Here is a 14795-nt window from a genome sequence, read left to right as displayed (position 1 = left end):
TCACTTCCGAGTATAGTTCAAAACCCGACCTTCTCTTTCTGCTTTTTTATCCAGGCTTGCTCCGTAGAAGCTTCCAATTCCAATTCCAATAGGTAAACCAACCCCTATAAAAGCTACATTCCCGGTGATAATCGATATAAGAGCACCAATGGGTAAACCAAAAGCGCTCATACCAAGGGGAAGCCATAAGGTGGCGTAGTGGTTTCTTGATACAAGGCCATGCTTTTTTTCAAGATGGTTTAGAATACAGCTTCTGGCAGCATTTATTTGTTTGCGAGATTTTCCTGTATCCAGGGATGAATTATTTATTTCCCCGATTTTTTTGTTTACCAGAGTAACAGTATCTTCAGACAGTTCCCGGTCGCAAAGTTCTTTCAGGAGAAGTTCCAGCTCTACAGCCGCCCCTTCTTTTTTAATGACTTCAGAATTTAATTGCAAAAGTTCCATCTTCTACATTTCCAGTTTTTTCAGTTCCCGGTAATTTCTTTTCAGTCTGCGCAGAAATATACCGTAGATCAACCTGTAAAACATCCATAGGGCCAGGAGAAAAATAGCGAGAATAATACAACCAGCTACAGTGAATTTTATCCAATCCATAGCGTCAAATGTATATTTTGAAGTATCCTCCACCTGCTGTACCAGCTGGTGATTCTGTATAGTGAAATATGCTACTACTACAGAGTATATTCCTGTGGATATTAAGACATATGCAATATAAGTTCGTACGGTTCTACGTGTTTTCAGGATGTTGTGCATAAGGGTGGCAGCATCATCTGTGCTGGAAATCCTCCTGTAGTTTCTATAGAAACAATAAATAAAGTAGAAGGTAATAAGATAGCTTATTATATATACAAAAATCGTCGCCTGTTTAAGATGGATTTCTTCCATTTGATCCCAGTAATTGGCATCGGCCATAAAAACTGTGAGTAGTGTAGAAAGCAGCAACTCTATTATACTAATGACAAAAATCCACTTCACAATGGAAGATGATTTCTTCCAGATCATTTTGTAAATTTCATCATAGGAAAGACTGGGAAGATTCTCCTCCTGCTTTTTCCAGTTTTGTTTTAAAAATTCTAATTCATCCATATGGTAGGTACTACGGATTTAAAATATTTTTTAATGTTTTTTTGATCCTGTTCATTTTCACGCGTGCATTCACTTCAGATATTCCCAACATTTCCGAAATTTCTCTATAGGATTGGTCTTCGAGGTATAAAAAAACCAGTGCCTTATCGATGTCATTTAATTCTTTGACGGCTTTGTACATTAATTGTAGCTGCTTCTCAATCTCGTCGTTATATGCCTCTGATTTTATCTTGAAGCTTACCTCATCATAATTCTGGGTGCGCAGTTCTTTTTTTGATTTTCTATATAAGGTAATAGCAGTATTAAGTGCCACCCTGTACATCCAGGTACTAAATTTAGAGTCACCTCTAAATTTGGGGTAAGCATTCCAAAGCTGAATAGTAATTTCCTGGAACAGGTCGTTATGAGATTCCTGGTCATTCGTGTACATGCGACATATCTTGTGCACAATATTCTGGTGCTTTTCAAGATTGCTTACAAATTCATGTTCCAGTTTTTTCTTCACAAGGCTGTTTAGACTCTTATTAGTAGCGAAAGTAGGATTCTTGTTACAATTCCCTTAAGGTTTATTTATCTTCTTTTTTCTATATGAAAGCTCTAACTTTGGCAGAAAGGCTTTAAAGGATGAATATTCCAATTTCTGAATTCCCTCGTGTCGTCATTGTTGGTGGTGGTTTTGCAGGAATTTCTATTGCAAAACATTTATTAAAAGAGAAAATACAGGTGGTCCTGCTGGATCGTCACAATTACCATACTTTTCAACCTTTATTGTACCAGGTATCAACTTCAGGTCTTGAGCCAGATTCCATTGCTTATCCCCTTCGGAAGATAACACGTCACAGCACCGACGGGTATTTTAGACTTACTGAGGTGCAACGGATTATTCCTGAAGAAAACAAGATCAAAACTTCTATTGGGGAACTGGCATACGATTATCTTGTACTGGCTACGGGTTCACGCACTAATTCTTTCGGAAATAAAAGTATACAGGAGAATGCTATGTGGATGAAGACAATTCCGCAGGCTTTAAATATTCGCAGTTTGATCCTTGAAAATCTGGAACAGGCAGTAATCACCGAAGATTCCGCAAAACGAAAGGCACTCCTTAATTTCGTAGTGGCGGGGGCAGGGCCAACCGGCGTTGAGCTTTGTGGTGCCATAGCCGAGGTGCGCAACCACATCGTGCCACGGGACTTTAGAGACCTTGATCCCGCCGAGATGAAGATTCATCTCATTGAAGGCCTGGATAGGGTGCTGCCTCCCATGAGTGCGCAAGCTTCTAAGAAGGCTGAAAAATTTCTCAAAGAACTCGGGGTTGAAATACATCTTAATGTAATGGTGCAGGAGTATGATGGTCAAAAAGTGAGTACCAATAAAGAAAATCTTTCATTTCATACTTCAACCTTTATTTGGGCGGCAGGAGTATCGGGTGCTCCGGTAGAAGGTCTCAATGCATCTGCTCTGGTTGAAAAAGCCGATCGCTATGAAGTTAATGTATTTAATCAGATTAAAGGTTATGAGAATATTTTTGCCATTGGAGATATAGCCCTGATGAGCAATGAAGATTATCCAAGAGGTCATCCTATGGTTGCACAGCCCGCAATTCAACAGGGAAAAAATTTGGCAAAAAATTTAAAGCATATTTTAAGAGGGGAAAAAATGCAGCCATTTGAATATTACGATAAAGGGACAATGGCTACCGTGGGAAGAAATAAGGCTGTAGTAGATCTAGGGAAACTCAAATTTGGCGGCTTTTTTGCCTGGTTCATCTGGATGTTCATACACCTTTATTTTCTTGTAGGTTTTAGGAACAGGCTTATCACGTTTTTTAACTGGGTATATAACTATGTGAATTTTGATAAAGCTGCCCGATTGATCATCAGGCCTTTTAAGAGCAACAAAGACAATCTTGAGGTTGACCAAAAGAAGGTATAAAAAAACCGGCTCAAAAATGTCATTTTTTTGAGCCGGTCTGGGCTTTTTAGCTTGTAGAATTGATTATTCCAACCACTCTACAGCTCCGGTATCAACATCATAATATGCCCCTACAATTTTTATTTCTTCGTCTTCTACCATTTCAGCAAGTATAGGACTATCTTCCTTGATCTCGTCAATGGTATGAAGAACATTATTTTTAATAACGGCTAATACATATTCTTCATTATCTACAGATCTGAGATCTTCAGAAAAATTCTCATCTGTCATTTCAATTGCCGGTTCTATGTGATCCAACATGCCAGTAATGTTACCTAATTCTACTCCTGCAATTGCAGATTTTACGGCACCACAACTTTCATGTCCCATTACCACAAGAACTTTAGATCCTGCCACTTTCATTGCGAATTCCATACTACCAAGCATTCCTTCATCTGCGAAATTACCTGCAATACGACCAACAAATATGTCCCCAAGACCCTGGTCAAAAATTTCTTCTACTGGTACCCTGCTGTCAATACAGGAAAGTACCATTCCTGTAGGATATTGGGCAGAACCTGTTGCTTCTCGTCTCGCCTGGCGGTTTCTGGGAGTTAGACTGTCATTTATAAAGCGAAGGTTTCCGCCTTGAAATTCTGCGACAACATCAGCCGGCATGAGAGCATCACGTTCGGCCTGGGTTAAGGTAACATCGTCATCCCATTCAGCCTGTTGGTCAGTCATTTCCGTATCTTCTGTGATATCTATGGTTTCATTTTTTTCTTCGGCTTCTCCGCAAGAGATAAAAAGGAGAGTGGTTAAAAAAAGAAAACTCAAATAATTCAACTTTTTCATTGTTGTGTTTTTATAGTTTAACAATGGAGCGAATATACTAAATACTAAAGGTGAACTCTGTTTAATCTGTGTGAAAACCCCCTTAAACATCAATAAAAAAAGCGGCTTTAAGCCGCTTTTTGTTAATTTTTCTTATAAAAAGTTATTCTGTGATCTCAGCGCAACCTATTCGGGTTCCTGCGGCACCACTGGGTTGAGAAGTGTAGTCATCAACCCCCTCGTGAACAATAACAGATTTACCTATGATGTTTTTTGTTTCGTCTTCACAACCTATACACCATTGATCTGTTGTAAAGGTAATGCTTCCTTCCCCGTTTGAATTTACATCAAAATTACCTATATCTCCTTTATGATATCCATCTACATCTCCCCATTCTCCATGATCTTCAAAAGTAGGGTTCCAGTGGCCTCCCGCTGAAGTTCCATCCTCGGCAGAACAGTCGGCATTTTCATGAATGTGAATAGCATGCATTCCTTCAGACAAACCAGAAAGATCTGCTGTCATGGTAACTTCCCCGTTCACTTCGGTAAAAGTAACTGTGCCAGACACATCGCTTCCGCTTCTGGGCTCCATATCAAGAATGAGCTCCTGGTCTTCAATATAAGTATCACCGGGTCCTGCTTCTTCTAATCCTTTAGTAAGATTAGTATGCTCGTCTACCCTTTCCTCTGCCGTTGTATTTTCATTCTTGCAGCTTGTTATAACAAGGGTGACAGAAAAAATTAATGACAATCCTATTCTTTTCATATTCTGGTTAGTTTTAATATTAACAATTAACTAAAATAGAGCATCCTGTTTCTTTAGCCAAAAATTTAAGGAGAGCTTAACAATGAGCAGAAGCCTTATCATCTAAAAAATTATAAGATATTACCGGGAATTCCTTAACTTTTCCATTATTCTACAACCAACCAACCAAGTAAATGCAATTTGAAAAAATAAAAAAGACTAATCAAATTTTCATTTTTGCAGCCTTGTTATTTGCCGGTTTATATTACGGTGCTTCTTTACTTGTACCTTTCACCTTTGCTGTATTTTTTGCTGCTCTAATTTTACCTGTGGTGCAATGGCTCGAACGTAATACGAGATCAGCAAAGCTTTTGTCCTCTTTTGTAGGAACCTTTTTAATATTTTTAGGGGTCGGAATTCTTATTTTCTTCTTCATTCAACAATTGGGTGTATTTTTACAGGACATTATTGAAAGTCAGGAACAGATTCTTACCTACCTCCGCTCTGCTCAGGTAAAAGCTGCCGAAATAACCGGATTTTCTCTAAAACAGCAGGATAAGCTGCTTGAGGAGAGCGTCATGCAGATCCTGAATGTGACACAATCATATGTTTCTGGATTCCTGACCGGTGTTACCGGACTCTTGCTAAATTTTCTTCTGGTATTGATCCTGATGTTTTTGGTATTGCTGAATAGAACTAAATTCGAGAAATTCCTCATGATGTATGTGAAGCCTGAAAGGCAGGAAGAAACTCAGAATATCATCACAGAAGCGGGGAAAGTAGCTTATAAATATCTTTGGGGAAGACTGCAGGTCATGACCATTCTTTCCATTATGTACCTCATCCTGTTTTTAGCCTACGATCTAAAACATACAGGTCTTCTAATTCTTTTTGGAGCCCTTATCACTATAATACCCTATATAGGACCTTTCATTAGTGGAACTCTTCCAATCCTGTTCCTGATTATTTTTGGAGGGAGTTCCGGAGAGATCATTTCCTTTACCATCATAATTGCCATTATTCAATTAATAGAAAGTTATGTTCTAGAGCCGGTCATTATTGGTTCTGAAGTGGAGCAGAGCCCTTTATTTATTATTCTGGCCATTATTTTGGGGGGAATTCTTTGGGGTCCCGCGGGTTTCATCCTTTTTGTACCTATTTTTTCAATTATTAAAATCCTTTTTGATCATACAAAAGGACTGGAGCCCGTAGGTTATCTTTTAGGAAATGAACGACCTAATTCTAAAAGGAACATATTTACAAAGCTTCAAAAGAAGTTCAGAAAATAAGTGGTATTACTATTTTGAACCTTCAATTTTTTTTAGATGTGTAGTAATTTTGACTTTGTTCGACAGGGTTCGGTGAACAGGACACTTATCGGCTATTTCCAATAACTTCTGTTGTTGTTGTTCATCCAAATTTCCTTCAAGGACTATTTCCCTCTCAAAAATGTCAATTTTAGCAGTGTTTCTTTCGCAGTTTTCACAGTCCTCAGCATGACTTTTTTTATGATCCACATGAGTTTCTACATTTTGAAGAGGCCATTTTTTTCTACGGGAGTACATTTGGATTGTCATTGAAGTGCAGGCCGCGAGTCCTGCCGAGAGAAGTTCGTAGGGGGAAGGACCAAAATCGTCGCCACCAAAAGATTTAGGTTCATCGGCTGTGAAGTAGTGCCTCCCGGCTCTCATATGGGTAGTAAAGCCGTTTTTCCCCAAATTGGCCACCACCTGGTGTTCGGTAAGCAACTCTTTTTCTTCAGGGATCTGTAGATACCGCGAAGCCCAGGAGGCGATCACGCTACCTGCATATTCCGAGTCTCTGTTGTTGGTTAATAAATGATCTGCACCATCAAGTGACACAAAACTCTTAGGATGCCTCACGCTTTTATATAAAGCCTCTGCATTGCTAATCTCCACTACCTTATCTTGTGGGGAGTGCATAATTAAAAAGGCCTTATTCAGATCTTTGGCAAATTGATTTAGGTCGTGAATGGTGATGTCATCAAGAAAATTCTTTTTAATAGTGAAGTTCCTGCCGCCCACATTTACTTCAGCCACACCTTTCTGCACAATCTCTTCAAGATTTGATTTAAGCAAGTGTTTTACATGTACGGGAGAAGATGGAGCAGCAATAGTTACTACACTCTTTACAGAAGGTAATTTATCTGCAGCAAATATAACTGCTGCCCCTCCTAGGGAATGGCCTATCAACATTTCCGGTGCTTTATACTCCGACTTCAGGAATTCTGCAGCCGCCAGTAAATCTTCTACATTACCTGAAAAAGTTGTATCTGCGAATTCCCCATCGCTTTCTCCCAGTCCCGAAAAATCAAATCGCAGGACGCCATAACCTTTTGCTGAAAGGGCGCGGGCAATGTTTTTTACTGCAAAATAATTTTTGTTACAGGTAAAGCAGTGAGCAAAAAGTACAAAACTGTGTGGGTGCCTGTTCAAAGGAAGTTCAAGATAGCCGGAAAGTTCAAGTCCTTCTGAATTAGTGAATTTTATCTTTTTATAGTTCATAAGCCATGATTAAATTATAAAAAAGGCCTTTAAAAAGTACCTTTAATCCCATTTCTACATCGAAGATACGCGGTATGGTCTCTTCAGTGATTTCCAGAATGGAAAAAAAATACTCTTTAAAAGCCTTGGTCTATACAGGTAAAAACCTGTTATCTTCGATACTTTGTTTGGTCGAATTCTCCTCTATCATAGAAAGAGTCATCTTCCGGAATAGTTCCGCTGTTGCGACGATCGGAATATTTCCCGGATTCGTTTCCGGTGAGAGGATCACGGTCGCGATCTACAGCTCCACGATCTCTATCTGTTAAAGTCCGGTCGCGGTCAGAAGTACTTCTTTCCTTGTCGGTATCTTTTACTACCCTTCTTTCCTCATCGCGGTCCTGGCGATCGTCCCTGTTGTAGGATTCTAAAACAACCACTTCATATTCGCGATCTACGTCATAGCCTTTTTCTACTCTTTTAGTTTCGGCAAAGGTGCGGTGGTCAATTTTGTCTGTATAAACAAACTTGTCGTCTACATTTAATCTCGCCAATCCTACTGGAAGAATTAGATGATTCTCTCCTTCCTTATTTATAAATTCGTGTACATCGCCCGATGCCGGTTTACCGTAAGGATCATGATTTGCATCAATTATAGATTTGTCTACTTCTATATCGAGATATACAACTCTCTTTTTTTCTTTACTTACCAACAGGTTGTCTACCTTTCCAACAACTTTATTGTCGACATCTTTAACCGACCATCCTCTTACATCGGGATCATCGCTATCTACTTTAAAGTCGGAAAGCTCATGCAGGTAAAACAAATGTTTTCTATTTTCTTTTCTATCTGACATATTTTTCTTTTTAAGTTTAGCTCATTTTTCTCAGGACCTCACCAGCCTCATCAAAAAATTCTTTAATCTGATCTTTTTGGTCCAGGGTTGGGGTAGAAGCATCGATGTTTTGTGCTGCAGTTTTAACTTCCTCTACATCACTGGCAAGATTGGGAAACTCTTCCTGTTGCATCCTTTCCAAAATATTGGCCAGCTTTGTTCCTGCATCTTTAATCGTGTTTGCATGATTCAGGGACATAGGATCTGTTTCAATTTGTTGTGCATCCTGACGTACAGATTGCATATCGGCACTAATGTCATAATTCATTTCATCGGCTTTTGCCTGAACAGCATTTATAAGCTCGAGTATAGCATTATTAGTGTATTCATGGTCAATACCCATTTTCTCATTATCTGAGATGTAGGTTAAATAACCTTCAACTCCCTCACCGGTGTCCCATTCCTCATCGTCCCAGTTAGTGGTTTCGACTTCATCCTCCTCCCAGACTTCTTCTACCTGTTCAGTTTCTATCTCATCAAGAACCTCCTCGTCATCGTCGGCAAATACTAAAAAGTATAATATTGCCAGAATTACCAGAACCAGGATGATCCATGGCCAAATTGGTTTTTTCTTTTCGATTTTGATCTCTGCCATAATTGTTTTATTTATTAGTTAGTTTTGAATCTAAATTACTCAATTCAATGCCTAAATTGATTAATGGCAGCCTAAAATATTGTTAATTAAGCATTAAAAAGCCTAATTATTTGAGGGAATGCTAGCATAGTCAAAGATGTAGAGAATTTTTTTTAAGGAACTGCAATTTTAATTTTCACAGGGGAAATTCGGGCGGTGACATCATGAATGTCTCCACGATATTCACCGTCTATTTGAAATGGAATATTTTTTTCGCTGCAGATACGCGCTTCTTTGGCAGAAATGATTTCAATAAAATCCTCGTCCAGTTCCACATTTTCCCGAAAAGTCTTAAGGATCTGGGGAATATTAAACTCTTTGAAGATGAGGATTTCAAATTTGCCGTCATCATACCTGCCATTGGGATTGATATTGGCTCCTGTACCATATTTCTTCGCGTTTGCAATAGCTAGAAGTACTGCACTACGCGAAATTTTTTTTCCATCCACTTCAATGTCGAACTGAAAAGGAAAATCACTCTTAATAAGAGTAGGAATAGAATTTAAAATGTATCCTAGTTTTCCGCGGATGTTCCCGTCCTGGTAATTTTTAATTAATTCAGCATTTAACCCTATATCGCTAATGTGGAGACATAGCTCATTATTTATTAAAATAGAATCCAGTTTTTTAAAATTACCTCCCAAAGCTATACCTGTTAGATAATCGTCACTTCCATGGAGGTTCAGATTTTCAGCGAGGCCATTTGCTGAACCGGCCGGAAAAATACCGATCGGCACAGAATCATCCTTAAGAAGTTCAGCTATTAATTTTATAGTTCCATCTCCACCTACAGAAAGAATACGGTGAGGAGCATAAGACTCTATTTGAGAAAAGAGGGCTTCTTTATCATCTTTTCCGTTGGTATAATAAATTTCCAGGTCGAGATCCTTTTCCTTTACCTGTTTCTTTACTTCTTCAATGATGTCTGATTTATCTATTCCACCAGAAATAGGGTTGACTACCATTAAAACCCTGCTAAAATCGGCCATATTGTTGAGCTTCTGCCCAAAATTAACTATTTTGGAAGGGATAGGCAGTTAAAAAAAAATAAATATGCGGTTAGACATTAAACTCTATAGAGGTTATGTAAATGATCTGGAATTAGTCGTTTTTGGACATGTATTTAAATCCTGGGCACCAGATAAATATGAGATTGACCGAAGGGGTTACCGACATGCAAAATCGGTTTATAAGATGTTTACTATTAGCCCCATTAACAATGCCACCGTAAAACTCCGGTTTAAAGACCTGGAAGTGGTAACCAAAACTACTAAAGATGGTTATTTTCGTTTCAATCTGCCTTATAATAAATTTCTTGAAAGTGGATGGCACGAGTACAAAGTGATTTGTGAAATAGGAGACAAAGGCATTGTAGAAATAGGAGAGCTGCTGAAGCCATTTAAAGGTAAACTCGGAATTATCTCCGATATTGATGATACATTCTTAATATCACATACCGAGAATTTTTTTAAAAAACTCTATGTGATTCTTACGCAAAATATTGATAATCGTAAGGTATTTGATGATGTAGTGCCCCACTACCGGGCTCTAAGCAGAGCGGGACAGGAGGAGGGACAGTTTAATTCTTTCTTTTATGTATCGAGCAGTGAATGGAATCTCTACGAGTTTATTCTGCAATTTGCCCGTAAGCATAAATTGCCCAAGGCTGTCATCAAACTTAAAGATATTAAAACAGGTCTTGGTGATTTTCTGTTGACCGGCAGGGGAGGCCATGACCATAAATTTATCAAGATTAAAGATATTATTTCTTTCTATCCACAACTTCAATATGTGCTCATGGGGGATGATTCTCAACATGATCCATATTTATATGAGCGAATTGTAAAAATGTTTCCCATGAACATCAGGGCAATTTATATTCGTCAGACTTCCAGGAAACAGAAGGAGAAAGTTAAAAAAGTTTTGGAAAATATCGAAGATCTTGGAGTGGCAACCTGCTACTTTCAGGATAGCGGAAAAGCCATTGGTCACTCTAAAAAAATAGGGATCGTTTGATCCCTATTTTTAACTTTAAATTTATTTTTTTTAGTCTCTGAACGTGGTAGAAGGAAAAACCACTACACTTTCATTTCCGTTTTTTCCGACAGTTGATACTCCAAAAAAGAAATTATCAATTACTATGCCTTCAAGAGTGAAATTATCTACATCACCAACATATCTGGAATGTTCCCATTGCGGTGCCGTGGTTTCTCTCCAATAGACCTTATAACCGGCCACGTTGTCCCCGGAAACTTTTTCCCACTTTAATTTAGCTGAAGGTTCTACTATCCCTCCAATAGCAACTTCTTTAGGGGCAGGAGGCGCCCAGGCAAGACTGGCCATTGTTATTGCATTCACAGCAGTAAGTTTTGCGGCATAGTCAAAATTCACATGTTCGACCACATCTCCATATTCAATCCCGTCTTCTGTGCGTATGTCCTGGTGCTGCTGAGTGTAATTTTCATGGGCTTCCATTATTCTTATTCCGGCAAAACCAAGATCGTTAAAAGGCCGGTGATGTCCACCACGTCCAAATCTGTCGAGCCTGTAGATCATCATCGGGTTCATTTCGGGCATGTAGGTTTCAGTAGTACGATGAACATAGCGGGCTAACTGCCGTGAAATGCCATCTACTTCCCCGCCATAATATCTCCTCATGTTTCTTTCATTTTCTGTTTCGGTAGGAGGAACGGGTTCAGAAAAGATTCTGAAGGCCCGGTTATCAATAACTCCATCAACTCCCTCAATATTGCCAATCATATCGTTATTAAGAACTCCAATAATTTCCCAGCCCTCATCCTTGGCCATTTGCGCAAAACCTTGGCCGCCAAAAAGTCCCTGTTCTTCTCCGGAGAGACCGAGATAAACTATGCTGTTCTCAAATTCGTAGTTTGACAGAACCCGTGCTGCTTCCATTACGCCGGCCATTCCGCTCGCATTGTCATTAGCTCCGGGAGCATCTGTAGTAAAATCCATAGTGTTACTAGCACGAGAATCGATGTCCCCGCTCATAATAATATAACGATTTGGATATTTCGTACCTTTTTGAACGGCTACAACATTTACAACCCACGCATCTTTTGGTACGCGATTGTTACCTTCCTTGGTAACAAAGTCTTTTTGATAGAAAACATCCAAACAGCCATTACAGTCATTGGAAATTTTTTCCAGGTCGGCTTTTATGAATCTTCGGGCAGCTCCAATTCCGCGAGTGTCGGAGACAGTATCGCTAAAAGTGTTTCGGGTACCAAACCCTGCGAGGCGACGAATATCGGCTTCAATTTCGTCGGCAGAGACGGCTTCAATGATATCATATATTCGAAGGTCTACCTGTGGTGGTGCTACCTCTTGTGAATAATTATTAAGACCGAACAATAAAAGGGTGGCAAAAATGGCATTTTTAAGCATAATTATTTTTTGATTTCTTTGTGGGCAAAATAATAAAAAAAGACATAAAAAAAGCTGCATTTCCATGCAGCTTTGCTTTATACTTCAGGAAGTCTTAGTAAATGATCTTGTCATCTCCGTCCATTTCTGTTTGAAGTTTTTTAGACTTTCCCTTAATCTTTGATCTTACAGAGTCATACCTGTGAGAAAGATTATCACTAAGATCATTGTACTTGCTTTTGGCACCGTACATATATTCGTTGCCTTTATCAGCAATATTTTTACGTGTTTCAGATCCTCTTTTTGGTGCAAATAATAAGCCTGCTATAGCACCAACAGCGGCTCCTGAAAGTATTCCTGCTAAAATTTTACCTGTTTTCATATTCTTTCGTTTCTAAAAATTGATTATGGTTAAAATCGAAATGCTAATTTACTTTATTCCAATGATTCGTAGGGAAATACGTAGTTAAGGTTGCATTAAAATATTTGTTTGTTTTTGCTCCTTTTTAACAGTTTTTGGACTCCGAATTATCTGGTTAAACTAACAAACTGCCACAATAACTCACGTACTTCATCTACATCATCAATACAGTACTTAGCTTCAGTCTTGTTTCTTCCCACTTTCACAGTTACGGTTTGATCTGGTAATTCTGTGAACAGGTATTCATCTGTCCAGTCATCTCCTACGGCAAAAATAAAATCGTATTTCTCTACCAGCAATTTATTGGCTGCTTTACCCTTATTAACTCCGCTATTCTTAATTTCCAGAACCTTATTTCCCTGTAATACAGTGAGCCCATGGTTGGAAATCATGTCTTTGAGAACTGCCGAAAGTTCATTTGCCCTTACTTCTCCTAGTTCAGGGTTAGCTTTCCTATAATGCCAGGCAAGGGAGAAGTTTTTTTCCTCAATAAAAGTTCCGGGAGTGCGATCTACATAGGTTTCTAATACAGGACGAACGGAAGCCATCCAGTTATTGTTAAGGTTCTCTGTTAATTGCCAGTTTTCATTCACGGGTCTGTTCCAAACTCCGTGTTCAGAAATTAATTCTATAGGGATGTTTTTCCACCAGGTTCCCAGGGTCTCTTTATCTCTTCCACTTATTAATACAACACGGGTATTCTTTTGTTCTCCCAGCCTGGTAACCAATTGCAAAAGGTCGGGATCTGGCATGGCTTCATCAGGTTTATCGACAAATTTCCGAAGAGTGCCGTCATAATCAAGGAACAAAATGCGCCGCTGTGCTGCACTATACTTATCAAAAAGGTCCTTTTTGACATTCTCTGAAAGCTGAATCGCTCTAAAAGCTTTTCGGGATTCCCTGGTTTCCCGCAGGCTTTTCATAAAATCTTTGGCCCATTTTTCTACGTTGTATCGTTTAAGTCGTTTTTGGAGGATTTTATTGCGGCGTACCTGCTCTTCCTCGGGCATTTCCAGAGCCAATTTTATGGTGTCAACTATTTGTTCAAAATTGTTCGGGTTAATGATAAGCGCCTCATTTAACTCGTGTGCCGCCCCGGCCATTTCACTTAGTATAAGCACGCCGGTTTGATCTGTCCTCGTGGCTACGTATTCCTTTGCGACCAGGTTCATGCCATCACGAGTAGGAGTAATGAGGGCAACATCACTAGAGGTGTAAAGGTCAATAAGGTTCTCAAAAGGCATGGAACGGTAAAAATACCATATAGGCGTCCAGTTTATAGTGGCAAATTGACCATTGATTCTTCCAACCAGCTCATCTATTTCCTTTTTCAATAACTGGTATTGCGGAACGTTTGTCCGGGAAGGTACGGCCAGCATAATAAGTCTTACTTTCTCCTGATACTCCGGATACTTTTCCAGAAAATAACCAAACGCCCTTATCCTGTTGGCAATTCCCTTTGTATAGTCCAGGCGGTCTATGGAAAGTATTAATTTGGTATTACGAGTGACATATTTGTGGTAATCCAGCTTTTTTTGAATGTCTGAATTTTCACTTCTGGGTTGATCGAAATGTTCTTTTGCAGCATTGTGAAACTTCTTGTAATCAATTCCCATTGGAAAAGAATCTGATCTCACAATACGGCTGCCAATATTTACGCTGTTAAAGTTTATATCATACCGTAAAATGCGGTTCACAGATCGTAGAAAATGTCTTTCATAGTCATAGGTATGAAAACCAATTAGATCTGCTCCTAACATACCCTTTAGTACTTCTTCTCTCCATGGAAGGGTTCTGAAAACTTCTGAAGACGGGAAAGGTATGTGGTTGAAAAATCCAATTGTTACTTTCGAATTTTTCTTTCGGATGTATTCGGGTAACAATAATAATTGGTAATCATGTACCCAAACTACATCGTCATCATCAAGACGTTCTACAACTGCCTGTGCATATTTTTCATTAACCTGTTTATATGCTTCCCAATGATCTGGTTGAAATTCTGTGTATTCCATAAAATAATGGAACAGGGGCCAAATGGTTCGATTACTAAAACCGTAATAGAATTTTTCTATTTCCTCAGTTGTTAGAGACACCGGCACACATCCTTGTTTTTTGGCTTCAGATCTTACTTCGTCTTCCATACCGTCGGGAATATCTTCAGAAGCAAGACCGGTCCATCCAATCCATATACTATCCCCTTCCTGATGAAAACTCTTAAGTCCTGTGGCGAGTCCTCCAACACTGGGTGTAACTTCTAATTTTTCATCTTCGGTAATGTTTATCTGTAAGGGTAGGCGATTGGAAATAATTATTGTTTTGCCCATAGTTAAATTTATGCGGGTTGTATCTTATTCATTTTGCTTAAATT

15 protein-coding genes are annotated in these 14795 nt (G+C 39.0%); 3 read left to right on the top strand and 12 right to left on the bottom strand.

From position 1 onward, the window contains the following. The 3 genes from H148_RS0105235 to H148_RS0105225 are packed head-to-tail and all read right to left on the bottom strand — an operon-like array spanning position 1 to position 1594. A complete protein-coding gene (locus H148_RS0105235; protein ID WP_029033864.1) occupies positions 1-447 on the bottom strand; it encodes a hypothetical protein in 447 nt (148 codons plus the stop codon). A 3-nt stretch (positions 448-450) separates the two neighbouring features. Continuing rightward, positions 451-1089 (bottom strand): membrane protein, encoded by a 639-nt coding sequence (locus tag H148_RS0105230; RefSeq protein ID WP_029033863.1) that lies wholly within the window; start codon positions 1087-1089, stop codon positions 451-453. Between the two features lie 10 nt (positions 1090-1099). Then, a complete protein-coding gene (locus H148_RS0105225) occupies positions 1100-1594 on the bottom strand; it encodes an RNA polymerase sigma factor (protein WP_029033862.1) in 495 nt (164 codons plus the stop codon). Positions 1595-1713: 119 nt separating this feature from the next. Here H148_RS0105225 and H148_RS0105220 point away from each other — a divergent pair, with 119 nt between their 5' ends. After that, complete coding sequence (locus tag H148_RS0105220) at positions 1714-3024, top strand: NAD(P)/FAD-dependent oxidoreductase (RefSeq protein WP_029033861.1); 1311 nt, start codon at positions 1714-1716, stop codon at positions 3022-3024. Between the two features lie 63 nt (positions 3025-3087). On the opposite strand, the gene H148_RS0105215 is transcribed toward H148_RS0105220, so the two are convergent. Both H148_RS0105215 and H148_RS0105210 read right to left on the bottom strand, forming a co-directional pair. Beyond that, a complete protein-coding gene (locus tag H148_RS0105215) occupies positions 3088-3858 on the bottom strand; it encodes a carbonic anhydrase family protein (protein ID WP_029033860.1) in 771 nt (256 codons plus the stop codon). A 142-nt stretch (positions 3859-4000) separates the two neighbouring features. Next, positions 4001-4606: a superoxide dismutase family protein gene (locus H148_RS0105210; RefSeq protein WP_029033859.1), complete on the bottom strand. Its 606-nt coding sequence runs from the start codon at positions 4604-4606 to the stop codon at positions 4001-4003. A 173-nt stretch (positions 4607-4779) separates the two neighbouring features. On the opposite strand from H148_RS0105210, the gene H148_RS0105205 reads away from it, so the two are divergent. Then, a complete protein-coding gene (locus tag H148_RS0105205) occupies positions 4780-5874 on the top strand; it encodes an AI-2E family transporter (protein ID WP_029033858.1) in 1095 nt (364 codons plus the stop codon). Positions 5875-5883: 9 nt separating this feature from the next. On the opposite strand, the gene H148_RS0105200 is transcribed toward H148_RS0105205, so the two are convergent. The 4 genes from H148_RS0105200 to H148_RS0105185 form a co-directional block, all read right to left on the bottom strand. Continuing rightward, positions 5884-7110 (bottom strand): bifunctional alpha/beta hydrolase/OsmC family protein, encoded by a 1227-nt coding sequence (locus tag H148_RS0105200; protein WP_029033857.1) that lies wholly within the window; start codon positions 7108-7110, stop codon positions 5884-5886. A 149-nt stretch (positions 7111-7259) separates the two neighbouring features. Next, positions 7260-7946, bottom strand: a complete 687-nt coding sequence (locus H148_RS17285; RefSeq protein WP_211222975.1) for a photosystem reaction center subunit H — start codon at positions 7944-7946, stop codon at positions 7260-7262. A gap of 16 nt (positions 7947-7962) precedes the next feature. After that, complete coding sequence (locus H148_RS0105190) at positions 7963-8580, bottom strand: hypothetical protein (RefSeq protein ID WP_029033856.1); 618 nt, start codon at positions 8578-8580, stop codon at positions 7963-7965. Between the two features lie 152 nt (positions 8581-8732). Further along, complete coding sequence (locus tag H148_RS0105185; RefSeq protein ID WP_029033855.1) at positions 8733-9608, bottom strand: diacylglycerol/lipid kinase family protein; 876 nt, start codon at positions 9606-9608, stop codon at positions 8733-8735. A 64-nt stretch (positions 9609-9672) separates the two neighbouring features. On the opposite strand from H148_RS0105185, the gene H148_RS0105180 reads away from it, so the two are divergent. After that, on the top strand, positions 9673-10635 hold the full coding sequence (locus H148_RS0105180; RefSeq protein WP_029033854.1) for an App1 family protein phosphatidate phosphatase: 963 nt from the start codon (positions 9673-9675) through the stop codon (positions 10633-10635). Between the two features lie 30 nt (positions 10636-10665). On the opposite strand, the gene H148_RS0105175 is transcribed toward H148_RS0105180, so the two are convergent. The 3 genes from H148_RS0105175 to H148_RS0105165 all read right to left on the bottom strand — a co-directional run bounded on the left by H148_RS0105175 (position 10666) and on the right by H148_RS0105165 (position 14751). Next, the gene (locus tag H148_RS0105175) at positions 10666-12027 is read right to left on the bottom strand and encodes a M28 family peptidase (protein WP_037324617.1); all 1362 of its coding nucleotides are present in this window, start codon (positions 12025-12027) and stop codon (positions 10666-10668) included. Between the two features lie 94 nt (positions 12028-12121). Next, positions 12122-12388, bottom strand: coding sequence for a YtxH domain-containing protein (locus tag H148_RS17280; RefSeq protein ID WP_051286199.1), 267 nt, complete (start codon positions 12386-12388; stop codon positions 12122-12124). A gap of 146 nt (positions 12389-12534) precedes the next feature. Next, positions 12535-14751 (bottom strand): bifunctional alpha,alpha-trehalose-phosphate synthase (UDP-forming)/trehalose-phosphatase, encoded by a 2217-nt coding sequence (locus H148_RS0105165; RefSeq protein WP_029033852.1) that lies wholly within the window; start codon positions 14749-14751, stop codon positions 12535-12537. Positions 14752-14795: the final 44 nt, after the last annotated feature.

Origin of the sequence: Salinimicrobium terrae DSM 17865 (assembly GCF_000424665.1) — a bacterium.
Classification (GTDB): domain Bacteria; phylum Bacteroidota; class Bacteroidia; order Flavobacteriales; family Flavobacteriaceae; genus Salinimicrobium; species Salinimicrobium terrae.
This window is presented reverse-complemented; position numbering and strand designations above follow the sequence as displayed.

What these genes read in the sequence shown, in the direction of transcription:
- H148_RS0105235 (WP_029033864.1), bottom strand. Translation starts at nt 447, where the DNA reads ATGGAACTTTTGCAATTAAATTCTGAAGTCATTAAAAAAGAAGGGGCG.
- H148_RS0105230 (WP_029033863.1), bottom strand. Translation starts at nt 1,089, where the DNA reads ATGGATGAATTAGAATTTTTAAAACAAAACTGGAAAAAGCAGGAGGAG.
- H148_RS0105220 (WP_029033861.1), top strand. Translation starts at nt 1,714, where the DNA reads ATGAATATTCCAATTTCTGAATTCCCTCGTGTCGTCATTGTTGGTGGT.
- H148_RS0105215 (WP_029033860.1), bottom strand. Translation starts at nt 3,858, where the DNA reads ATGAAAAAGTTGAATTATTTGAGTTTTCTTTTTTTAACCACTCTCCTT.
- H148_RS0105210 (WP_029033859.1), bottom strand. Translation starts at nt 4,606, where the DNA reads ATGAAAAGAATAGGATTGTCATTAATTTTTTCTGTCACCCTTGTTATA.
- H148_RS0105205 (WP_029033858.1), top strand. Translation starts at nt 4,780, where the DNA reads ATGCAATTTGAAAAAATAAAAAAGACTAATCAAATTTTCATTTTTGCA.
- H148_RS0105200 (WP_029033857.1), bottom strand. Translation starts at nt 7,110, where the DNA reads ATGAACTATAAAAAGATAAAATTCACTAATTCAGAAGGACTTGAACTT.
- H148_RS17285 (WP_211222975.1), bottom strand. Translation starts at nt 7,946, where the DNA reads ATGTCAGATAGAAAAGAAAATAGAAAACATTTGTTTTACCTGCATGAG.
- H148_RS0105190 (WP_029033856.1), bottom strand. Translation starts at nt 8,580, where the DNA reads ATGGCAGAGATCAAAATCGAAAAGAAAAAACCAATTTGGCCATGGATC.
- H148_RS0105185 (WP_029033855.1), bottom strand. Translation starts at nt 9,608, where the DNA reads ATGGCCGATTTTAGCAGGGTTTTAATGGTAGTCAACCCTATTTCTGGT.
- H148_RS0105180 (WP_029033854.1), top strand. Translation starts at nt 9,673, where the DNA reads ATGCGGTTAGACATTAAACTCTATAGAGGTTATGTAAATGATCTGGAA.
- H148_RS0105175 (WP_037324617.1), bottom strand. Translation starts at nt 12,027, where the DNA reads ATGCTTAAAAATGCCATTTTTGCCACCCTTTTATTGTTCGGTCTTAAT.
- H148_RS17280 (WP_051286199.1), bottom strand. Translation starts at nt 12,388, where the DNA reads ATGAAAACAGGTAAAATTTTAGCAGGAATACTTTCAGGAGCCGCTGTT.
- H148_RS0105165 (WP_029033852.1), bottom strand. Translation starts at nt 14,751, where the DNA reads ATGGGCAAAACAATAATTATTTCCAATCGCCTACCCTTACAGATAAAC.